Here is a 23,278-nt window from a genome sequence, read left to right on the forward strand (position 1 = left end):
GAGATTGAATTGATGACGATTGAACATACCCAAGACTTAGCGCAAATCCGTGCAATGGTGCCAGAGATGCGCCGTGTTAAATCTATCCACTTCATTGGTATTGGTGGTGCCGGAATGAGCGGGATTGCTGAAGTCTTGCTAAATGAAGGCTACCAGATCACGGGTTCTGATATTGCTCAAAACCCAGTGACTGATCGTTTAGTTAGCAAGGGTGCGACCGTTTATATCGGTCACCAAGCGAGTAACGTTGCCGACGCAAGTGTGGTGGTTGTTTCAACCGCTATCAACGAAGAAAACCCAGAAATTATTGCAGCTCGTGAAGCGCGCACACCGATCGTTCGTCGTGCAGAAATGCTGGCTGAGCTGATGCGTTTTCGTCACGGTATTGCTGTGGCAGGTACGCACGGTAAAACAACCACGACTGCGCTAGTGACACAGATTTACTCGGAAGCCGGCCTAGATCCAACCTTCGTAAACGGTGGTTTGGTTAAAAGTGCTGGCACTAACGCACGTTTAGGTTCAAGCCGTATTCTTATCGCTGAAGCCGATGAGAGTGATGCTTCATTTTTACATCTGCAACCTATGGTTAGTATCGTAACTAACATTGAAGCGGATCATATGGATACCTACGGCGGCGATTTTGAAACGCTAAAGCAGACGTTTATTGATTTTTTACACAACCTACCATTCTACGGTCAGGCTGTGATGTGTGTTGATGATCCAGTAGTGCGTGAGCTTATTCCTCAGGTAAGTCGCCAGGTGATTACTTACGGTTTCTCTGAAGATGCGGATATTCGTATTGAGAACTACGTACAAGAAGGCCAGCAAGGCAAATTCACAGTGGTACGTGAAGGTAAAGCTAACCTTGATATCACGTTAAACATTCCAGGTCGTCACAATGCATTGAATGCATCCGCGGCGATTGCTGTTGCAACAGAAGATGACATCAGCGATGAAGCGATTCTCAAAGCGATGGCGGGAACGGAAGGCACGGGTCGCCGTTTCGATCACCTAGGTGAGTATGAAACAGGTAAAGGCGTTGCAATGCTGGTCGATGATTACGGTCATCACCCAACCGAAGTTGATGTGACGATTCAAGCTGCTCGTAGTGGCTGGACTGATAAACGTCTTGTTATGATCTTCCAACCGCACCGTTATAGCCGTACTCGCGATCTGTATGATGATTTCGCGAACGTTCTTGAGCAGGTTGATGTCCTAATTCTGTTAGATGTTTATTCTGCAGGTGAGAAACCGATTGCAGGGGCTGACGGACGTTCATTAAGTCGAACTATTCGTGGGCGTGGTAAGATAGACCCAATCTTTGTTGCCGATATCAACGCACTGCCATCGGCTTTAGCCAACGTAATTCAAGGCGGTGACCTTGTTTTAACGCAGGGTGCAGGCGATGTTGGTCGTGTAGCGAAGCAACTTGAATCGCTACAATTAGACATTAATAAGATGCAAAACGCGTAACAGAATACTGTATACAGACTGTGGTTGATCGCTCACTTCTTGCGATTGACCTAAAATTGACCAAAAATCTTATTATCAACGTTTGATAGTTTGATTTTGCTCAGTATAATTCATAGGTTAAAGTAAGTGCTTTTACCTCTATTACGAAGATAGGGAATAGAATTGCGAACCAACGACAGGGAATGCGGGCTTTGGTAGAAAGTACTTTTAGCGAAAACCGCCACCTATTCAGTTTACCGTCGCTCAAGAAACACGCCTTAGGCGGGTCTTTTTTTGTCATGGTATTGCTATTCATTGGGTTTCTTTTCTATACCACACTAACTTGGATGTGGGACGATCAGCGATTGCCTCTCTCCAAAATAGTACTTCAAGGCGACTTAACTTACGTAACCGCTGGTGATGTTCAACATGCCTTTAGCGAGCTAGAGCACATTGGAACCTTCATGTCGCAAGACATCGGTGTGTTGCAAGACAGTTTAGAAGCGTTACCTTGGGTTTCAGTGGTCTCCATTCGTAAGCAGTGGCCAGACACAATAAAAGTATTTTTGACTGAGTACCATGCGGCAGCAATCTGGAACGGTAACATGCTGCTGAATGACGATGGTCAGGTGTTTAATGGTGATATCGGCCTGTTGAAGGGCGATAGAGTTAAGCTTTACGGCCCAGACGGCACCAGCCAAGAAGTGATAGAAAAGTGGCGACAGATAACCCCTTTGATTAACAGTCTAGGGTTAACCGTTACCTCTCTCGTTCTCAATGAGCGTCGCGCTTGGCAAATAATCCTAGATAACGGTATCCGTTTAGAACTAGGTAAAGATTCTTTAGATGAGCGTGTTGAACGCTTCATTTCGCTTTACAACGAACTTGGTAGTAAAGCGAATCAAGTGAGCTACATCGACCTCAGGTATGATACGGGAGCCGCTGTAGGCTGGTTTCCAGAGCAAGAGTTAGAAGAGAGCACAGATGACTAAGACCGCAGATGACAACATAATCGTTGGTCTTGATATAGGCACTGCGACCATATCAGCTCTGGTTGGTGAAATATTGCCTGATGGTCAAATCAATATCATTGGTTCTGGGCAAAGCCCATCCAGAGGTATGGATAAAGGTGGTGTAAACGACCTAGAGTCGGTAGTTAAGTCGGTTCAGCGAGCTATTGATCAAGCAGAGTTGATGGCGGAATGCCAAATCAGCAATGTATTTATCTCGCTATCGGGTAAACATATCGCAAGCCGAATTGAAAAAGGCATGGGCACTATCTCTGATGAAGAGGTGTCTCAAGACGATATGGATCGAGCGATCCATACCGCGAAATCAATTAAAATAGGTGATGAGCAGAGAATTCTGCACGTGATCCCACAAGAATTTACCATTGATTATCAAGAAGGGATTAAGAACCCACTTGGCTTATCTGGTGTTCGAATGGAAGTCAGTGTTCACCTAATTTCTTGCCATAGCGACATGGCGAGAAACATTATTAAAGCTGTTGAACGATGTGGTCTCACAGTAGAACAAATCGTGTTTTCAGGACTTGCCTCAAGCAATGCGGTAATTACTGAAGACGAGAGAGAGCTTGGAGTATGTGTTGTCGATATCGGTGCGGGTACAATGGATATTTCCATTTGGACTGGCGGCGCACTTCGACACACAGAAGTCTTTTCCTACGCAGGAAATGCAGTAACCAGTGATATTGCCTTCGCTTTCGGCACGCCAGTGAGCGATGCTGAAGAGATAAAAGTAAACCATGGTTGCGCTCTGAGTGAACTCGTAAGCAAGGATGACTCTGTTAACGTCCCAAGTGTTGGTGGTCGCCCATCGAGAAGTTTGCAACGACAAACTTTGTCGGAAGTGATTGAACCACGTTACACTGAACTTATGGGTCTCGTTAACCAAACTATTGATACGGTTCAATTACAGCTACGAGATGAAGGTATTAAACACCACCTTGCAGCTGGCGTCGTTCTCACTGGTGGAGCGGCACAAATTGACGGATTGGTAGAGTGTGCGGAACGTGTTTTCCGCAATCAAGTTCGAGTTGGTAAGCCGTTAGAAGTTAGTGGCTTAACTGACTATGTTAAAGAGCCGTATCATTCTACGGCGGTTGGTTTACTTCATTACGCAAGAGATTGTCAGATCAGTGATGAAGGTGATTACAGCGAACCTAAGCGTTCAGCACCTTCTATGTCTGGTTTATTTGGCAAATTGCGTAATTGGATACAAAAAGAGTTTTAACCTGAGTTGCAGGAAAAAACGGAGATAACACATGTTTGAACCGATGATGGAAATGTCTGACGATGCAGTAATTAAAGTCGTTGGAGTTGGTGGCGGTGGCGGTAACGCTGTTGAGCACATGGTACGTGAATCAATCGAAGGCGTAGAATTCATCAGTGTTAACACTGATGCACAAGCACTTCGTAAAACAAGCGTGAGCAGCGTGATCCAAATTGGTGGTGATATCACTAAAGGTTTGGGCGCTGGTGCAAACCCACAAGTAGGCCGTGATGCAGCTCTCGAAGATCGAGAAAGAATTAAAGAAGTTCTAACTGGCGCCGATATGGTATTTATCGCAGCTGGTATGGGCGGTGGTACTGGTACAGGTGCTGCTCCAGTTATTGCTGAAGTTGCGAAAGAGTTGGGTGTGCTAACGGTTGCTGTTGTAACTAAGCCATTTAGCTTTGAAGGCAAAAAACGTTTAGCGTTTGCTGAGCAAGGTATTGAAGAGCTTTCTAAACATGTGGATTCTTTAATTACGATTCCAAATGAGAAGCTACTTAAAGTACTTGGCCGCGGCGTAACTCTGCTAGAAGCTTTCGCAAGTGCCAATGATGTACTTAAAAACGCTGTACAAGGTATCGCTGAGCTAATTACTCGCCCTGGTATGATTAACGTCGATTTCGCGGATGTTCGCACCGTAATGTCTGAGATGGGTCATGCAATGATGGGTAGCGGTATCGCAAAAGGTGAAGACCGTGCTGAAGAAGCTGCTGAAACGGCAATTTCTAGCCCACTACTAGAAGACATCGACCTAGCTGGCGCACGTGGCGTTCTTGTGAACATCACAGCAGGCCTAGATATGCGTCTAGATGAATTCGAAACAGTAGGTAATACAGTTAAGGCATTCGCATCTGATAACGCAACAGTTGTGATTGGTACTTCTCTAGACCCTGATATGACGGATGAAATCCGTGTAACTGTTGTAGCAACAGGTATCGGCACAGAGAAAAAACCAGACATTACATTAGTTGCTGGTGGTAAAGCTAAGGTTGCACCAACTCCTCAACCACAGGTAGCGGCTCAAACTGCACCAAAAGTGGAAGAGAAAGTGGCACAACCATTGCAAGAAAAAACTGAGGTTAAACCTCAAGTTAAGCCGCAGCCAACAACGTCACCTGTTTCTTCAGGTACAGGCGCTAGCCAAAGTGCAGCACCTAAGGCTGAGAAAGAGAGTGGATACTTAGATATTCCAGCATTCTTACGACGTCAGGCTGATTAACAAATACCCAAAATTTGACTATCGTCGAATTAATGGTAAAATTCTCGGTCGGTAAATACTGACCGTGATTTGTAGCACTGATAACGAGGCAAGCAGATGATCAGACAACGTACTCTGAAAGAAATTGTGAAAACAACTGGTGTGGGTCTCCACTCTGGTCGTAAAGTCACACTTACTCTTCGCCCGGCAGCTGCAAATACAGGTATTGTTTATCGTCGTACAGATGTAAATCCACCTGTAGATTTCCCAGCTGATCCAGCGTCAGTTCGTGACACTATGCTATGTACAGCTCTTGTTAATGACGAAGGCGTACGTATCTCTACAGTGGAACACCTTAACGCAGCTTTAGCGGGTATGGGCATCGACAACATTATTGTTGAAGTAGATGCACCTGAGATCCCAATTATGGATGGTAGCGCAAGCCCATTCGTATACTTGCTACAGCAAGCGGGTGTAGAAACACTGAATGCAGCGAAGCGTTTTATTCGTATCAAAAAGCCTATCCGTTTTGAAGATGGCGATAAGTGGGCAGAATTTGTTCCATTTAACGGCTTCCGTATGGACTTTGAGATCGACTTTAACCACCCAGCTATTGAATCTGATGAGCAACGTTTGTTGTTTGATTTCTCTTCACAAGGTTTTGTGAAAGAAATTTCTCGCGCTCGTACTTTCGGCTTCATGCGCGACATTGAGTATCTACAATCTCAAAACCTAGTACTTGGCGGTAGCTTTGATAATGCTATCGTACTGGACGAATACCGAATTCTTAATGAAGAAGGTCTACGTTTTGACAATGAGTTCGTAACTCATAAAGTACTAGACGCGATTGGTGACTTGTACATGTGTGGACACGCTATTATTGGTGAGTTCCGTGCATACAAATCAGGTCACGGCCTAAACAACCAACTACTACGTGCAGTACTTGCTGACGCAGAAGCTTGGGAGTGGGCAACATTCGAAGAAGAAGTAGGCTCTCCTGTTGCATTTGCTGAGCCAGGAATGGTTCTAGCGTAATTGTTGTTTACAGCAATATAAGATTTCGAAAACCAGGTCATTGACCTGGTTTTTTGTATCTATTTTCCAGATACAGTGTCGTCAACATCCGAAAGTTGTCTCCCAATGAGCTGCAGTCTGGCTAATCCATCAGCAATTAGAAAGAAAAGTTCCAAGCACATCAAACAAATGGGGTTATAAATGGTTGTTGGTGTGAAAATTACTTACACTAAAGGGCATTAATTTTAACTCAAGCCTTGAAAACTCTACTCTCAAGTACAATATCAAAGATACTAGATTTATCTCAGTATCCTTGGTTAGTAACTGAAGACTAGTTCATAGCTAGTAGAGACACTGACGGCATTTAAAATAGATCGCGGACGATCTGAGAACGAAGAGATTCCAAGCACATGATTACTAAGCTGCTGACAAAGGTAATTGGCAGTCGCAATGACAGAACACTGCGCCGCCTTAGAAAAATTGTAAAAGAAATTAATAACTACGAACCAACGTTTGAAGCTCTTTCAGACGAAGAGCTAAAAGCAAAAACGGTTGAGTTTCGTGAGCGCTTAGATAAAGGTGAATCGCTAGACCAACTTCTACCTGAAGCATTTGCTACGGTACGTGAAGCGTCTAAGCGTGTTTACGGCATGCGTCACTTTGACGTGCAAATGATTGGTGGCATGGTTCTAAATGCTGGCCAAATTGCAGAAATGCGTACTGGTGAAGGTAAGACTCTTACAGCAACCCTACCAGCTTATCTTAACGCCCTACCTAGCAAAGGTGTTCACGTAGTAACGGTGAACGACTACCTAGCGAAGCGTGATGCGGAAACAAACCGCCCATTATTTGAATTCCTTGGTATGACTGTTGGCGTAAACGTGCCAAACATGGCTCCACCAGAGAAGAAAGAAGCGTACCAAGCGGATATCCTATACGGAACAAACAACGAGTTTGGCTTCGATTACCTACGTGACAACATGGCTTTCCGTGCTGAAGATCGTGTTCAACGTGAGCGCTTCTTTGCTGTTGTCGATGAGGTTGACTCAATCTTAATCGATGAAGCTCGTACTCCACTTATTATCTCTGGCCCAGCTGAAGATAGTTCAGATCTTTACACGCGTATTAACACGTTGATCCCTAACCTTGAGCGCCAAGATAAAGAAGATTCTGAAGAGTACCGTGGTGAAGGTCACTACACCTTGGACGAGAAATCGAAACAGGTTCACCTGACTGAAAACGGTCAAGAATTTGTAGAAGAGCTAATGGTCAAAAACGGCCTGATGGAAGAGGGTGACACGCTTTACTCTCCAACTAATATCAGCCTATTGCACCATGTTAATGCAGCGCTGCGTGCACACGTACTGTTTGAGAAAGACGTCGACTACATCGTTACTGAAGAAGGCGAAGTGGTTATCGTTGATGAACATACTGGTCGTACTATGCCAGGTCGTCGTTGGTCTGAAGGTTTACACCAAGCTGTTGAAGCTAAAGAAGGTGTGAAGATTCAGAATGAAAACCAGACGCTAGCATCGATTACATTCCAGAACTTCTTCCGTCTATACGAAAAACTGTCAGGTATGACAGGTACAGCCGATACAGAAGCTTTCGAATTTCAGTCTATCTACGGCCTAGAAACAGTGGTTATCCCAACCAACAAGCCTATGGTTCGTAACGATATGCCAGATGTGGTTTATCGTACCGAAGAAGACAAGTTCAATGCGATCATTGAAGACATCAAAGACCGTGTAGCTGCTGGTCAGCCATCATTGGTTGGTACGGTTTCTATCGAGAAGTCTGAACTACTGTCTAACGCACTGAAAAAAGCAAAAATTAAGCACAGCGTTCTAAATGCTAAATTCCACGAAATGGAAGCAGAGATCGTTGCACAAGCTGGTATGCCGAGTGCGGTAACTATCGCAACTAACATGGCTGGTCGTGGTACCGATATCGTATTAGGTGGTAGCTGGCAGGCACAAGTTGAGAAGCTAGAGAATCCAACCAAAGAGCAGATCGAGAAGATCAAAGCTGACTGGAGAGTAATCCACGATAAAGTGCTTGAGTCAGGTGGTCTGCACATCATTGGTACTGAGCGTCATGAATCTCGCCGTATCGACAACCAGCTACGTGGTCGTTCTGGTCGTCAAGGTGATGCGGGTTCTTCTCGTTTCTACCTATCAATGGAAGATTCTCTGCTACGTATCTTCACATCGGATCGTATGGCTGGTCTTATCCAAAGTGGTATGGACGAAGGCGAAGCGATCGAATCTAAGATGCTTTCTCGCTCAATTGAAAAAGCACAACGTAAAGTTGAAGGTCGTAACTTCGATATTCGTAAGCAGCTTCTTGAGTACGATGATGTAGCCAATGACCAACGTAAAGTGGTTTATGAGCTTCGTGATGAACTGATGAGCTCTGACGATATCAGCGAGATGATCGAACACAACCGTGAAGATGTATTGGCATCAGTGATTGATGAATACATCGCACCTCAGTCTCTTGAAGATATGTGGGATATCGCGGGTCTGCAAGATCGTCTGAAGAATGACTTCGATCTAGACTTTGATATTCAAGGTTGGTTAGACGAAGACGACAAGCTTTATGAAGAAGCATTGCGTGAGCGTATTCTTGCTATGGCGGTTGATTCGTACAAACAGAAAGAAGAAGTGGTTGGTGCTCAAGTACTGCGTAACTTCGAGAAATCTGTGATGCTACAAACGCTAGACGGCCTTTGGAAAGAGCACTTGGCTGCGATGGATCACCTTCGTCAAGGTATCCACTTACGTGGTTATGCTCAGAAGAACCCGAAACAAGAGTACAAGCGCGAGTCGTTTGAACTGTTTGAAGGCCTACTAGATGTACTGAAAACAGACGTTGTTACCATCCTTTCTAAAGTGCGCGTTCAGCAACAAGAAGAAGTTGAAAAGATGGAAGCTCAACGTCAAGCTCAAGCTGAAGAAGCGGCGCGTCGTGCACAAGCGCAACATGCAACAGCTGAAAACCAGCTAGCTGACGATGAAGCTGAAGCGGCATCTCCACAAACGGTAGTGCGTGACGAGCGTAAAGTTGGCCGTAACGAGCCATGCCCATGTGGTAGCGGTAAGAAGTACAAGCAGTGTCACGGTAAAATCGCGTAAGTTTAATGAATCGTTGCTGTAGCGCATGATAGCTGCGTTGGTGGTACTCACTTACAGTCGTAAGCTCCGTGCCACCGCCTTGCTCTCATACACTACAACTTAGCTTCATAAAACTGACAAATAGAATATAAAGAGTCGCTTAGGCGGCTCTTTTTGTATGTAAATTTCATGGCTTACTTTGTTACGCAAGGAAGTTGTCATTCCCTATAGCGAGGAGTGAGCGTAGTAGGGAATCTTGTTTAGTTAGGCTCGCGTAGTTTTAGATCCCCAACTCAGTCGTTCCTCTTTCTTGAGGATGACGTATTTAGGGACTATGTGAGTTCAGCGTTTTATTAAGGAACACCATCAATGAAAAGAATCCATATCGTAGCGGGTATTATCTTCAATCAAGATAAGTCACAGGTCTTTATCACTAAGCGTCCAGATGACAAGCACAAAGGTGGCTTCTGGGAATTTCCAGGTGGCAAGGTTGAAGAGGGCGAAACTATTGAGCAAGCGATGACTCGCGAGCTTGATGAAGAGGTCGGTATCAAGGTGACCGAGCAGTCTCTGTTTGAGCATCTTGAATTTGATTACACGGATAAGTCACTTAAGTTCGATTTCATTCTCGTGACTGATTTTGAAGAGCAGCCTTATGGTAAAGAAGGTCAGCAAGGTGAATGGGTAAGCCTAGAATCATTGAATCAATACGCCTTCCCAGAGGCAAATGTGCCAATTTTAGAGCGAGTAATAAAAGAGTTTTCGTAATTGCTAGCCTGAGTTTGAGATTGTTGTTAGTTTAAAGAGATTAATCGATTGAACGTTGCTGCAAGAGATAAGTGGCAACGGTAACCAAAACAATGGAGATATTCGCAGTGGTAAGAATTGCAATTGCAGGAGCAGCGGGCCGCATGGGCCGCAACTTGGTGAAAGCCGCTCATCATAATTCAGAAGCAAGTGTTGGAGCTGGTTCAGAGCGTCCAGAGTCATCTTTGGTCGGCGTAGATGTCGGCGAGTTATGCGGTGAAGGTCGTTTTGATGTTGCTTTAGTCGATGATTTGTCTAAAGCCATCGAAGAGTTTGATGTGATTGTCGATTTTACTGCCCCTGTTAGCACATTAGCGAATATTGAACTTTGTAAACGTCACGGTAAAAAACTGATCATCGGTACAACGGGCTTCTCTGAAGAAGAGAAGCAGGTGATTGATGCTGCTTCAAAAGAGATGGCTATCGTAATGGCACCTAACTACAGCGTTGGTGTGAACCTGGTCTTTAAGCTGCTAGAGAAGGCCGCTAAAGTGATGGGCGATTACTGTGATGTCGAGATCGTTGAGGCTCATCACCGTCATAAAGTCGATGCACCGTCAGGTACTGCGATTGGTATGGGCGAAGCTATTGCGGGTGCTATGGGCAATGAGCTGAACGATGTAGCTGTATGGTCACGCGAGGGTATTACTGGCGAGCGCACTAAAGATGAGATTGGTTTCGCGACGATTCGTGCCGGTGACATTATTGGTGAACACACCGCTATGTTTGCTGATATCGGTGAACGAGTGGAAATTACCCATAAAGCTACTGATCGAATGACCTTTGCTAATGGCGCAATCAAGGCCGCGGTTTGGTTAAATGATAAACCAGCAGGCTTTTATACCATGACGGATGTGCTTGGTTTGAATGACCTATAAATAGATATTTATGCGCTGGCAATTGCCGGCGCTTTCTTGATTTGGTGCATTTTCCTTAGTAATCTCACTTCTCCGATCTTCCTTCTACTTTCTTCTTATCGCCTTTTTGACTCCATTTCTATGCTGTTTATGTGGTCTTTAGTGTGTTTTTTGTTTTAGATCTTTAAATTGTCATGTTTTCTCTTGGTATTTATCGATTGCGTTTTGTTGCTGATATTTTTATCACTCTATGGTTGGCTAAAATGAGGAGTGAAAATTAGAAAATCGTAATATTCGAGCTAAATGCGCATGAAAGTTGAACTTTTGGAGCTTTGAGGGGGTAAATTGAATTAGTCCTTGCAAATGTTTAATTTCTTTTGAGTTAAATGTTGACACGTATCACGCAGATCACTAAAATACCGCCAATTTGTCTAATTTCCATAAACACGCAGTTTTTGGTGTTGCAGGAAGGTAGATTTGCAAATTAAATCAATTTTAATGCATTTTTATTTCTGGAGGTTGTCTTGAAGAAGTCAGCACTACTCGTCCTAGAAGATGGGACAGTATTTCACGGTGAAGCCATTGGCGCTGTAGGTTCTGCAGTTGGTGAAGTCGTTTTTAATACCTCGATGACGGGGTACCAAGAAATCCTCACTGATCCTTCCTATTCTCAACAAATCGTTACCCTTACTTACCCTCACATTGGCAATACCGGAACCAATTCCGAAGACGAAGAATCTTCTTCAATCCACGCTCAAGGCCTTGTGATTCGCGATCTCCCTCTAATCGCTTCTAACTTCCGTAATGAACAATCCCTTTCTGATTACCTTAAGTCGCAAAACGTTGTTGGTATCGCTGATATCGATACTCGTAAGCTGACGCGTATTCTTCGTGAAAAAGGCGCACAGAACGGTTGTATCGTAGCTGGCTCTTCAGTAAACGATGGAAACCTAGACGAAGCTCTAGCTCTTGCTAAAGCAAAAGAATTCCCTGGCCTGAAAGGTATGGACCTTGCGAAAGAAGTTACAACAAAAGAAGCGTATCAATGGAAACAAGGTTCGTGGACGCTTACGGGTGGACTTCCTGAAGCGAAAGCAGACTCAGAATTGCCATACCACGTTGTTGCTTATGACTTCGGTGCAAAACGAAACATCCTACGAATGCTTGTTGACCGCGGCTGCCGCCTAACGGTTGTTCCTGCTGAGACTTCAGCTGAAGAAGTACTTGCTCTGAACCCAGACGGTGTTTTCCTTTCAAATGGCCCTGGTGACCCAGAACCATGTACTTACGCAATTGAAGCGACAAAAGTGTTCCTAGAAAAAGGCTTACCAATCTTCGGTATCTGTCTAGGTCACCAGATTCTTGCTCTTGCGTCAGGCGCTAAGACAGTGAAGATGAAGTTTGGTCACCACGGCGCAAACCACCCGGTTAAAGATTTAGATCGTGATGTTGTGATGATTACTTCGCAAAACCACGGCTTTGCTGCTGACGAAGAAACCCTTCCAGAGACACTACGTGCAACGCACAAATCACTATTTGATGGTTCTCTACAAGGTATTCACCGTACAGACAAACCAGCATTCAGCTTCCAAGGTCACCCTGAAGCAAGCCCAGGTCCAGAAGACGCAGCGCCGTTATTCGACCACTTTATTGAACTAATCAAACAGCACACAGCGTAATTCGGAGTAGTAGACAATGCCAAAACGTACTGACATTAAAAGTATTCTTATTCTAGGTGCTGGCCCGATCGTTATCGGCCAAGCATGTGAGTTCGATTACTCTGGTGCTCAAGCTTGTAAAGCGCTTCGCGAAGAAGGTTACCGAGTTATTCTTGTAAACTCGAACCCAGCGACAATCATGACTGACCCAGACATGGCAGATGCAACTTACATCGAGCCTATCCAATGGGAAGTTGTGCGTAACATCATCGCTAAAGAGAAGCCTGATGCAGTTCTACCTACTATGGGTGGCCAAACTGCATTGAACTGTGCTCTAGACCTAGAAAAGCACGGCGTTCTTGAAGAGTTCGGTGTTGAAATGATTGGTGCAACGGCTGACGCTATCGATAAAGCAGAAGACCGTTCACGCTTCGATAAAGCAATGAAAGCAATTGGCCTTGAGTGTCCAACTGCTGATACAGCGAAAACGATGGAAGAAGCTTACAAAGTTTTAGACATGGTTGGCTTCCCTTGTATCATTCGTCCATCGTTCACGATGGGTGGTACTGGTGGCGGTATCGCTTACAACAAAGAAGAATTTGAAGAAATCTGTCGTCGTGGTTTGGATCTATCTCCAACTAATGAACTTCTTATCGATGAATCACTTATCGGTTGGAAAGAGTACGAGATGGAAGTGGTTCGTGACAAAAACGACAACTGCATCATCGTATGTGCGATTGAAAACTTCGACCCAATGGGTATTCACACAGGTGACTCAATCACCGTGGCTCCAGCTCAAACGCTGACAGACAAAGAATACCAACTAATGCGTAACGCATCTCTAGCAGTACTGCGCGAGATTGGTGTTGAAACAGGTGGTTCAAACGTACAGTTTGGTATCAACCCGAAAGATGGCCGTATGGTTATCATCGAGATGAACCCACGTGTATCTCGCTCTTCTGCACTAGCATCTAAAGCAACAGGTTTCCCAATCGCTAAGATTGCAGCGAAACTGGCTGTTGGTTTCACGCTAGACGAGCTAATGAATGACATCACTGGCGGCGCAACTCCAGCATCATTCGAACCAACAATCGACTACGTAGTAACTAAGATTCCTCGTTTTAACTTCGAGAAGTTTGCAGGTGCTAACGACCGCCTAACGACGCAAATGAAGTCGGTTGGTGAAGTTATGGCCATCGGCCGTAACCAACAAGAATCTCTACAAAAAGCACTTCGCGGCCTAGAAGTTGGCGCGACTGGTTTTGACGAAATGGTAGACCTAGACGCACCAGATGCTCTAACGACGATCCGTCACGAACTTAAAGAAGCTGGCGCAGAGCGTATTTGGTACATCGCTGACGCATTCCGTGCTGGTATGTCGGTAGATGGTGTATTCAACCTAACGCAAATCGACCGTTGGTTCCTAGTTCAAATCGAAGACATCGTTAAGCTAGAGCAAGAACTTAAAGCGAAAGGCTTTGCTGGTCTAAATAAAGACGAGCTAAACAAGCTTAAGCGTAAAGGTTTTGCTGATGCGCGCCTATCTAAGATTCTAGGTGTGGCGGAAAGCGAAATCCGTCGTCTACGTGACCAATACGATATCCACCCGGTATACAAGCGTGTAGATACGTGTGCAGCTGAGTTCTCTTCAGATACGGCTTACATGTACTCATCTTACGATGACGAGTGTGAAGCAAACCCAACAGACAAAGAAAAAATCATGATTCTAGGCGGCGGTCCAAACCGTATCGGCCAAGGCATTGAATTTGACTACTGTTGTGTACACGCATCACTAGCGCTACGTGAAGATGGCTACGAAACTATCATGGTTAACTGTAACCCTGAGACAGTTTCTACAGACTACGATACGTCTGACCGTCTGTACTTCGAACCAGTAACTCTGGAAGACGTACTAGCAATCGCTCGTGTTGAGAAGCCAAAAGGCGTTATCGTTCAGTACGGTGGTCAAACGCCACTTAAACTGGCACGTGCTCTTGAAGCTGCTGGCGTACCAATCATCGGTACTAGCCCAGACGCAATCGACCGTGCAGAAGACCGTGAGCGTTTCCAAGTTGCTGTAGACCGTCTAGGCCTACTTCAACCAGAAAACGCGACAGTAACAACAATGGAGCAAGCGGTAGAGAAATCTCGTGAAATCGGCTTCCCACTTGTTGTACGTCCTTCTTACGTACTTGGTGGTCGTGCGATGGAAATCGTATACGACGAGCAAGACCTACGTCGCTACTTCAACGAAGCAGTTAGCGTATCAAACGAATCTCCAGTACTACTTGATAGCTTCCTAGATGACGCTGTTGAAGTAGACGTAGATGCGATTTGTGACGGTGAGCGCGTTGTAATCGGCGGTATTATGGAGCACATCGAGCAAGCGGGTGTTCACTCTGGTGACTCAGCATGTTCTCTTCCTGCATACACGCTAAGCCAAGAAATCCAAGACGTAATGCGCGAGCAAGTTGAAAAGCTAGCGTTCGAGTTGGGTGTTCGTGGTCTGATGAACACGCAGTTTGCTGTTAAGAACAATGAAGTGTACCTAATCGAGGTTAACCCTCGTGCAGCACGTACGGTTCCATTCGTATCTAAAGCAACTGGTGCGCCAATCGCTAAGATTGCCGCTCGTGTAATGGCGGGTCAATCTCTAGAGTCTCAAGGCTTTACGAAAGAAATCATCCCACCTTACTACTCAGTGAAAGAAGTTGTACTTCCATTCAACAAGTTCCCTGGTGTTGACCCACTGTTAGGCCCAGAAATGCGCTCTACTGGTGAAGTTATGGGTGTTGGTGCGACGTTCGCAGAAGCATACTCTAAAGCTGAATTGGGTTGTGGTAACATCTACCCAGAAGGCGGTCGTGCACTTCTTTCTGTTCGCGAAGGCGACAAAGAGCGTGTTGTTGACCTAGCATCTAAGCTATCTAAGCTTGGTTACCAGCTAGACGCAACTCACGGTACTGCGGTTATCCTTGGCGAAGCGGGCATCAACCCACGTCTAGTAAACAAGGTACACGAAGGTCGTCCTCACATTCTTGACCGTATCAAGAACAACGAGTACACGTACATCGTGAACACTGCAGCTGGCCGTCAAGCGATTGAAGATTCTAAAGTTCTTCGTCGTGGTGCACTTGCTGAGAAAGTTAACTACACGACTACGCTAAATGCTGCATTCGCGACTTGTATGGCGCACACTGCAGACGCGAAAACGTCAGTAACTTCAGTTCAAGAGCTACACGCTCAGGTTAAAGCTTCTCAAGCTTAATCGCCTAAAGTGTATCGCTGATATGCGGATATAAATGCTCAAAGCCCACTCCTCGGAGTGGGCTTTTTTATGTCTGTTATTCCGCGGTAACTTAATGATGAATATTTGGAATAGGTTAGAGTCTTGTGTTTCGTTATTGCTCGTCTGCCGTGAGTGGTAACTTGTCGCTACACAGGACTTTAAGGCGTTGGGTATATGGAAATCACTCTAGAAATATTGGCTATCTTGTTTGTTGTTGCAACGGCAGCAGGCTTTATTGATGCAATGGCTGGCGGCGGTGGGTTACTGACTCTACCTGCATTGCTAGCGGCTGGAGTTCCACCGACGCAGGCATTGGCAACTAACAAACTCCAAAGCTCATTTGGCAGCTTCTCTGCGAGTTGGTATTTCGTGCGCAACGGTATCGTCAGCATCAAAGAGATGCGCCTTGCTATCTTTTGTACCTTTATTGGCTCTGCAATTGGCGCTGAGTTAGTCCAGCACATTGATGCGAGCCTACTGACCAGTGTTATCCCACTGCTGCTTATCGCTATCTCTCTCTATTTCCTGTTGGCCCCCCAAACTAGAGCGTCTGAAGGAAAACAGAAGATCTCTGAGGCCATGTTTGCTCTGTGTATTGGTGGCGGCGTGGGTTTCTATGATGGCTTTTTTGGCCCAGGAACAGGTTCTATCTTCACCGTCTGCTTTGTTGCTATTGGTCACTTCTCGTTAGTCGATGCTACGGCGCGTACTAAAGTACTTAACTTTACCTCGAATATCGCTGCCTTAATTTTCTTTATTTTGGCTGGTTTGCCTATTTGGGAGTTGGGATTAGTGATGGCGGTCGGTGGATTTATGGGCGCTCAGCTTGGCGCTAAAGTGGTGGTGACAAAAGGGCAGAAATGGATTCGCCCCCTTGTGATCGTGATGTCGATGCTAATGGCGTCTAAACTGCTTTGGGAACAGCATCAACAATGGATTCTATCAGTGTTTTAACTCGTGGAGACTGGTAACTATTTGGTCTGACACAGATATGAATCGGCCGAATCAAGCCTGCTAATTCGGTGAAGCTATACAGATATTGAGGCTCAATATTGAGTGTTTTTACGATAGAGAGCGGTATTAACGCTGGCCCAGTCCCGCCCAATGCAAGTTGAGCCGCTGCGGTGTAGGCATCCATCTCCATCAAGGGTTTGATACCAAACTTCTCTAATACAGAAAGTTGATAAGAATTGGCAGGGTTGGTCATGTCGTTAGTGATGACCATTGGAGGAAGCTCCGTTAGCGGTGACTTACTCACTATGTAAAACGGCTCATCAAATAGATGGAAGGTCATCAACCCATGATGCGGTGGCAGTAAGCCAGCACACAACCCCAAGGTCGCCTTACCAGATTGCACTCGCTCTATGATTCTCGGCGTGTGGTTGGTGGTAATGGTGATGTACTTATCTTGCTGGATGAACTGGCCCATCATCTCACCTAAATAACCGGCTATCAGAGACTTAGAGCTGTCTAGGGTGATGAGAGTAGTATCTTCCAACTCTTGCTGTTCATAAATAAGCCCGCGAAGTTCATTGAATGTCGGGCCAATACTCTCTATTAATGCTATCGCATCTGGCGTGAGTTTTATCTGTCGGCCACTCGGTTCAATGATCTTTTTACCTAGCTTCTTTTCTAAATTCGCAATCCGTTTGCTGACCGCTGATTGGCTGATATAAAGCAAACTGCCTGTGCGGCTCATGGTCTTTGCTTTACTCAATACCAGTAGAGTTTCGATTCCTTCGAGTAGCATTGGGTTATATTCATGAAATTTGGGAATGATTTTTTCAACTTACCTCAAACAACATTCATTCTCTAGTCTTGAAACTAAAGCTTTGAACCAAGTTAGGTATTTTTAGCTATGCTCGCACGTGTAGCGCGAGAGCATAATAATTGTGTTGGGGAGCTCAAATTAAGAAAGGCTCCTTTGCGGAGCCTTTCACTTTGTAACGATAGCTTATTTGATGGCGAAGGTCGGCAATGATAAATGCCAACGAATAGCGCCAAGCCTGATCAATAGTGTTGAGAACACGCCGGCCAGAAATGCAGTTTCTGAGTCGTGCCCCATGCTGATCGCCACGGTATGGAAAGCGCCACCAATGATACAAGCGGTCGCGTAGACTTCACTTCTTAGAATCATTGGCACTTCACGGGCAAGCACGTCGCGGATAATACCGCCACCGCAACCGGTGATGACACCCATGATGATGGCCACTAGTGCTGAATCTTGATAGATAAGCGCTTTTTCCACGCCAATGCCAACAAACACCGCTAGGCCAATCGCATCACATACCGGCAATATCCACCAAGCCAGACGTTTCGGGCGTCTTACAATAATCATGGTCAACAAACAGGTGATGATGATGACCCAAAGGTAGGTGGTATCGGTGATCCAAAACACGGGAGTTGCACCCAATGCCATGTCACGAATTGTGCCGCCGCCAATCGCGGTTACACTGCCTAGAACGGCGACGCCAAAGGGATCCATCTTAAGACGGCCAGCGACAAATACGCCTGAGACGGCAAAGATGGCAGTGCCAAATAAATCGATAATATAAAGCAGCATGGAGTCCATGATACTGGTGCTCTTATAGTTAAAATTGTAGGGACAGGTCGGTGGCGAATTGTACGAAAAAACGCAGCAAATAGTTAGTGATTTTGCCTAGCTCTATCGAAGAAATCGCACACTTGTTGGATCGCTTTCAAAGTTCTCGTTGTCGGGCGATTAATCCAGTCTGAATTGAGGGACCAAATCTGATTTTGAGCGACTGCTGGGACTTCATCTTCCCATGTTTGCCACATGGTTCCATTCTCAATCGCGTGCTGAGAAGTGAAAATCACTTGCGGTTTTCTTAATACAACTTGTTCAATACCAACTTGCGGATATGGCGAGGCGCTGTCTTCAAAAATATTGTGTCCACCACAAAACTCAAACACCTCACTTGGCCAGTGTCCTTGAGCAACAGTGATGATCGGCTTTTCACTGAGCTGGTAGAAGTAGTTTACTGGCTCGGCATCTTTGTATTCTAGTCTCAACGCGTTGAGCTGCTCTCTGTATTGCTGAGCGTTATTTTCGCCAATGCTTGGATCGCTAGCGTATTCGCTCAGTTGTTCAATATTGGTTGCGATACTGTCTAGGCTTTTGGTCTTGGAGTAGTAAATATTAAAACCAAATTGCTCTAGTTTCGCGAGCTCTCTGGGCGGGTTTCCCGCTGGCCACGCAAGAATCAAATCAGGCTGAAGTGCGATGATCTTCTCAACCTTGATACCTTGATAGTTTGCCACTTTTTCAAGCTTATCGGCTTGTGGTGGGTAATCACTTCGTTCACTTACGGCAACAAGGTTGTTGCCTAAACCAGCGCTGTACGCGAGTTCAGTGGCATGAGGAGCAAGGCTGACTACGCGTTGAGCCAGCTGTACTTGTTCTTGAGTCCGTGGTGCTTCTTCTGCAAATGATAAAGGCAGCCATAAGCTGGAAGACAAAATAGTAAGGCTTGTAACAAGTGCTGAAGGTTTCACTCTAAATCCCTTGGTGAATAAATAGTAAGGCTAGGCTTTGTAAAAATATCCAGATAGCGATGCGACCAAAGAGTAGTTTCTGAACCTGAGATAGATGCAGAGCTGACGGTGCGATTCTTCCGCCTAATTTTGCGCGAATGGCTTTAGTGTTGTCGTAAATCGCAGGGCCACCTAATGATAACTCCAGCTTGTTGCCAACAGCCGTGATTAACCAGGCTGGGCCGGGTAGTGGCCAAGAGCGACTTTGGACTAGCATCATCTTAAATGTGTGCGTTGCTTTATCACCAAAGACGATCATCAAGGCAAATAAGCGCATTGGTATAAGTTCTAGGATAGCGACGATCTTGATTGCCGTTGAGCCGAAAGGAGAAAACTGCTTGCGACTTGGCGACCAAGCTCGAGCTAACTCGACCACAAGGCGATACATTAACGCAGCGATTCCACCACCAATGGCGTACCAGAACAACACACAAACTACGTTACGAGCGTAACCCATGATTATGGTTTCTGTGGCGGCTTTGCCGAGGCCAAGTGACGAAAGTGATTCGGTTTGACGGTTGACAATCGGAGCCAGTAACTGACGAGCGGCCGCTTTATCTTCTCGGCCAAGTACTTTGATCAGTTGGTTAGCCAGCTTTTCATTATTGCGCCAATCAATCGCGAGTAATAACAGTGCCAATTCAAACAGTTGAGATTGCCAAACCAATGGTTGCAGTGCCAATAGAATAACCAGAGTTGGCAGTACCATTAACCCCCAGGCTAATGTGCCTGAGATTAAACTTTGGGAATAGTTGTGGTTGTTATTAACCTTGCTTGCTAAAAGCTCAGCAAACTTATGCCATAAGGTCGTGGGGTGTGCGGCATGGGGGATAGGTAAAATTAAATGAAAAAGCAGTGCTCCCCACATCACAAGGAGCACGCCATTTGCAAATACCTGATCAAACAGTGTTTGCATGTCTAGTCGCTTACTTTAGTAGGGCAACCATCTTGATAACCATTTCAGAAGAGCTTTGCGCTGCTAGTGGCAGGAACTCTTCGAAGCTCATTGGTGATTCTTTGTCTGCAACATCAGAGATTGCACGAACAACCACGAATGGTACTTGGAATTGGTGACAAGCTTGAGCGATAGCCGATGCTTCCATCTCTACAGCAACAACAGATGGGAAGTGCTTGCGGATGAACTCTTGGCGTTCTGCTGTGCAAACAAATGCGTCGCCAGTACAGATAAGACCGCGAACGGCATGCTTGTCTTCCATTTGTGCTAGTGCTTGTTCAGCAACAGCCATCAGTTTGTCGTCAGCTTTGAACGCTGCAGGTTGACCTGCCATTTGGCCGATTTCGTAACCGAAAGCTGTAACGTCTGCATCGTGGTGTCGAACTTCAGTTGAGATAACCACATCGCCAAGGTACAGTGTTGAATCAAAACCGCCAGCAGAGCCCGTGTTAAGAACGACATCTGGTTGGTATTCGCTTAGTAGGATTGAAGTACCAACAGCCGCTGCTACTTTACCAATGCCAGATTGAAGCAAAACAACGTCAACACCATTTAGCTGACCAGAGAAAAAGGTACAACCGCCTTTATTAACTTCAGTAATGTCTGAAATTGCTGCTTTTAGGATCGCAACTTCTTGCTCCATTGCGCCAATGATGCCGATTTTCATGTGTAGTCTCTTAATAAATAATATTTAAACAGTAGAGCGAAATTGTAGCATGGATAAGAAGTGTCGAGCGACTGCCCAGAGGCACTTCTCATCCGAATAGTAGCGATTTATCTGCGTATTCTTTTATCTATTTGATTAGGCCTTCGCTTTTCAAGCTAGCACGAAGTTGTTCAGCTCGTTTTCGGTTTACGCCAAAATCAGAATGGCCAGTACGAGACTCTGAACGCACGATCAGTTTGCCATCCGTGATTTTAAGTTCTAAGTCATCGACAAAACGCATGATGCGCGAAGTACATTCAACACGCAGATAATCTTCTGTTTTACTCGCGGTTTTTGATCCCGGTAAGGTTAGCGCAACCTGCTCAATCGCATCTAAGCTCGCTGAATCTGACAACTCAAACGCGGCCAATGCATGTTGCTCACGATCATCTTGAGTTGATACGCAGTTTGGTTTGTCTCCACAAGGTGATGAAGTTCTGTCTTTCATGTCCGTGATTCCTTGGCTGCAAGCGGTTAACGTTAAAAGTGATAACGAGAGGAGAGCTGCTTTTTTCATAATGTTTCCTATGGCGTTGTTTTAATTGTAGTTATAGGTATTGGCTTGTTTGCGATTGTTTTACGTATTTTTCGATATGCTTGTGATAAACGTATCTAATTCAAAAAAGGATCCATCATTGGATCCCTTTTTTATAGTAACGGCCTGAGTAATAAAGGAAACCTTATACTAGGGCGTGTTGACCTTTCGTGGTTAAATTTTGTTCGAGATAAAAGCGTTTTAATCGCGGCGAGGGGGAAGTAGCCTAGTCACTCTAAGCAAATCTCCCTCAACAAAGAGTAAAACGCTTTTAGCCGAACCCTTCGGGCAGCGTTTGCTGGTCATTTCTACTACGTTATCGGCTTCTCATGTAGGCTAGCTACACATCGACGCCTCTGCCTTGTATAAATGCCCAGCAACTCGCTGCAAAAATCAGCTCGAAAGATCAACACGCCCTGGTCACACTTCTAGGTAATCCAAGATCCCTTCTGCGGCTTTACGGCCCTCATCGATAGCGGTTACTACCAAGTCAGATCCTCGAACCGCATCGCCACCTGCAAAGATCTTGCTGTTGGTGGTTTGGTATTGAAACTCTTGTTTACCGGGAGCCTTGATACGACCCCACTGATCGAGTTCCACACCGAAGGGTTCTAGCCATTCCATCGCATGAGGTTGGAAACCAAATGCCATGATCACAGCATCGGCTTCAAGAACATGTTCACTGCCTTCGACAGGCTCTGGGCGACGACGGCCTGCTTCATCAGGTTCACCCAAAGCGGTTTTCACGAATTTAACGCCAACCACATGACCAGCGCTGTTAAGCTCTAAGCCAATAGGTTGGAGGTTGAACTTGAACTTCACACCCTCTTCACGCGCATTCTTCACCTCACGGCGAGAGCCCGGCATATTCGCTTCATCTCGGCGATAAGCACAAACAACATTAGCTGCATGCTGACGAATCGAAGTTCGGACACAGTCCATCGCGGTATCACCACCACCAAGCACGACGACTTTCTTACCTTGCATATCGATAAATGGGGTTGGGTTATCCAGTTCCATGACCTTGTAGGTATTGGAAACAAGGAATGGCAGTGCATCATAAACGCCCGGTGCGTCTTCGTTATCTAACCCAGCACGCATGTTTTTATAGGTACCGACACCTAAGAAGACAGCATCGTAGTCATCGACCAGTTGTTGTAGTTGAACGTCTTTACCGACTTCGGTATTCATCTTAAATTCGACACCCATACCACTAAAGATACGGCGACGGTTTTCCATGATGCCTTTCTCTAGTTTGAACGATGGGATACCAAACGTGAGCAGGCCACCGATCTCCGGATAGCGGTCAAATACTACGGCCTTCACACCGTTTCGAACTAAGATATCAGCAGCAGCAAGACCTGCGGGGCCTGCACCGATGATTGCGACCTTTTTATCAGTCCATTCGACATGCGACATGTCTGGCTTCCAACCCATCTCAAACGCTTTGTCATTGATGTATTTTTCAATGTTGCCGATGGTTACTGCGCCGAAATCGTCGTTGAGGGTACAAGAGCCTTCACACAAACGGTCTTGAGGACAAACTCGTCCGCAAACCTCAGGCAAGCTGTTGGTTTGGTGGGACAGTTCAGCCGCTTCGATAATGCGCCCTTCATTGGCAAGCTTGAGCCATTGAGGGATGTAGTTGTGGACTGGGCACTTCCATTCACAGTAAGGATTACCACAGTCTAAACAGCGGTCAGCTTGCGCCTTAGCTTGTTGTTTAGTGAAAGGTTCGTAGATCTCTACAAACTCAATCTTACGAATTTTGATTGGTTTCTTCGCTGGATCTACGCGATTCACATCAATAAATTGGTATACATTCTGGCTCATTATTGGCT

The 23,278-nt window shown here is 45.6% G+C and carries 18 protein-coding genes; 11 read left to right on the forward strand and 7 right to left on the reverse strand.

Features of this window, described 5'->3' with window-relative positions; genetic code table 11:
* The first annotated feature begins 12 nt into the window (after positions 1-12).
* The 11 genes from murC to AB6E51_RS07725 all read left to right on the forward strand — a co-directional run bounded on the left by murC (position 13) and on the right by AB6E51_RS07725 (position 16,640).
* Positions 13-1,473 carry a UDP-N-acetylmuramate--L-alanine ligase gene (murC, locus tag AB6E51_RS07675; RefSeq protein WP_017059288.1) on the forward strand — a complete coding sequence of 487 codons (1,461 nt, stop codon included), beginning with the start codon at positions 13-15 and terminating at the stop codon, positions 1,471-1,473.
* A 278-nt stretch (positions 1,474-1,751) separates the two neighbouring features.
* Positions 1,752-2,444, forward strand: a complete 693-nt coding sequence (locus tag AB6E51_RS07680; RefSeq protein ID WP_017059290.1) for a cell division protein FtsQ/DivIB — start codon at positions 1,752-1,754, stop codon at positions 2,442-2,444.
* A complete protein-coding gene (gene ftsA / locus AB6E51_RS07685) occupies positions 2,437-3,705 on the forward strand; it encodes a cell division protein FtsA (protein ID WP_010434747.1) in 1,269 nt (422 codons plus the stop codon). The genes AB6E51_RS07680 and ftsA overlap by 8 nt, the downstream gene beginning before the upstream one ends.
* A gap of 31 nt (positions 3,706-3,736) precedes the next feature.
* Positions 3,737-4,966, forward strand: a complete 1,230-nt coding sequence (gene ftsZ, locus AB6E51_RS07690) for a cell division protein FtsZ (RefSeq protein ID WP_017059291.1) — start codon at positions 3,737-3,739, stop codon at positions 4,964-4,966.
* Positions 4,967-5,062: 96 nt separating this feature from the next.
* Positions 5,063-5,980, forward strand: coding sequence for a UDP-3-O-acyl-N-acetylglucosamine deacetylase (gene lpxC, locus AB6E51_RS07695; RefSeq protein ID WP_010434751.1), 918 nt, complete (start codon positions 5,063-5,065; stop codon positions 5,978-5,980).
* 389 nt (positions 5,981-6,369) lie between these two features.
* Positions 6,370-9,096 (forward strand): preprotein translocase subunit SecA, encoded by a 2,727-nt coding sequence (gene secA / locus AB6E51_RS07700; protein WP_372057793.1) that lies wholly within the window; start codon positions 6,370-6,372, stop codon positions 9,094-9,096.
* 348 nt (positions 9,097-9,444) lie between these two features.
* A complete protein-coding gene (gene mutT, locus AB6E51_RS07705) occupies positions 9,445-9,843 on the forward strand; it encodes an 8-oxo-dGTP diphosphatase MutT (RefSeq protein WP_017062897.1) in 399 nt (132 codons plus the stop codon).
* A 92-nt stretch (positions 9,844-9,935) separates the two neighbouring features.
* Entirely contained in the window at positions 9,936-10,760 is an 825-nt protein-coding gene (gene dapB, locus AB6E51_RS07710; RefSeq protein ID WP_020628676.1) for a 4-hydroxy-tetrahydrodipicolinate reductase, read from the forward strand.
* A gap of 503 nt (positions 10,761-11,263) precedes the next feature.
* Positions 11,264-12,418, forward strand: a complete 1,155-nt coding sequence (carA, locus tag AB6E51_RS07715) for a glutamine-hydrolyzing carbamoyl-phosphate synthase small subunit (RefSeq protein ID WP_010434758.1) — start codon at positions 11,264-11,266, stop codon at positions 12,416-12,418.
* Between the two features lie 16 nt (positions 12,419-12,434).
* A complete protein-coding gene (gene carB, locus AB6E51_RS07720; RefSeq protein WP_017059294.1) occupies positions 12,435-15,665 on the forward strand; it encodes a carbamoyl-phosphate synthase large subunit in 3,231 nt (1,076 codons plus the stop codon).
* Positions 15,666-15,860: 195 nt separating this feature from the next.
* The gene (locus AB6E51_RS07725; protein ID WP_012603222.1) at positions 15,861-16,640 is read left to right on the forward strand and encodes a TSUP family transporter; all 780 of its coding nucleotides are present in this window, start codon (positions 15,861-15,863) and stop codon (positions 16,638-16,640) included.
* On the opposite strand, the gene AB6E51_RS07730 is transcribed toward AB6E51_RS07725, so the two are convergent.
* The 7 genes from AB6E51_RS07730 to AB6E51_RS07760 form a co-directional block, all read right to left on the reverse strand.
* Positions 16,591-17,436 (reverse strand): LysR family transcriptional regulator, encoded by an 846-nt coding sequence (locus tag AB6E51_RS07730; protein WP_372057792.1) that lies wholly within the window; start codon positions 17,434-17,436, stop codon positions 16,591-16,593. The two genes, AB6E51_RS07725 and AB6E51_RS07730, sit on opposite strands and share 50 nt — an antisense overlap.
* A gap of 204 nt (positions 17,437-17,640) precedes the next feature.
* Positions 17,641-18,258, reverse strand: a complete 618-nt coding sequence (locus AB6E51_RS07735; protein ID WP_017070823.1) for a TRIC cation channel family protein — start codon at positions 18,256-18,258, stop codon at positions 17,641-17,643.
* 74 nt (positions 18,259-18,332) lie between these two features.
* Entirely contained in the window at positions 18,333-19,202 is an 870-nt protein-coding gene (gene btuF, locus AB6E51_RS07740; RefSeq protein ID WP_372057791.1) for a vitamin B12 ABC transporter substrate-binding protein BtuF, read from the reverse strand.
* A gap of 1 nt (position 19,203) precedes the next feature.
* Positions 19,204-20,157: a cobalamin biosynthesis family protein gene (locus AB6E51_RS07745; RefSeq protein ID WP_102332777.1), complete on the reverse strand. Its 954-nt coding sequence runs from the start codon at positions 20,155-20,157 to the stop codon at positions 19,204-19,206.
* A 10-nt stretch (positions 20,158-20,167) separates the two neighbouring features.
* On the reverse strand, positions 20,168-20,863 hold the full coding sequence (gene mtnN / locus AB6E51_RS07750) for a 5'-methylthioadenosine/S-adenosylhomocysteine nucleosidase (protein WP_017066514.1): 696 nt from the start codon (positions 20,861-20,863) through the stop codon (positions 20,168-20,170).
* A gap of 127 nt (positions 20,864-20,990) precedes the next feature.
* Entirely contained in the window at positions 20,991-21,419 is a 429-nt protein-coding gene (locus AB6E51_RS07755) for a DUF1499 domain-containing protein (RefSeq protein WP_017059301.1), read from the reverse strand.
* A gap of 438 nt (positions 21,420-21,857) precedes the next feature.
* Positions 21,858-23,270, reverse strand: coding sequence for an FAD-dependent oxidoreductase (locus AB6E51_RS07760; protein WP_372057790.1), 1,413 nt, complete (start codon positions 23,268-23,270; stop codon positions 21,858-21,860).
* Positions 23,271-23,278: the final 8 nt, after the last annotated feature.

The sequence above is a fragment of the Vibrio sp. 10N.247.311.47 genome (genome assembly GCF_041467535.1).
Taxonomy (GTDB): Bacteria; Pseudomonadota; Gammaproteobacteria; order Enterobacterales; family Vibrionaceae; genus Vibrio; species Vibrio crassostreae_C.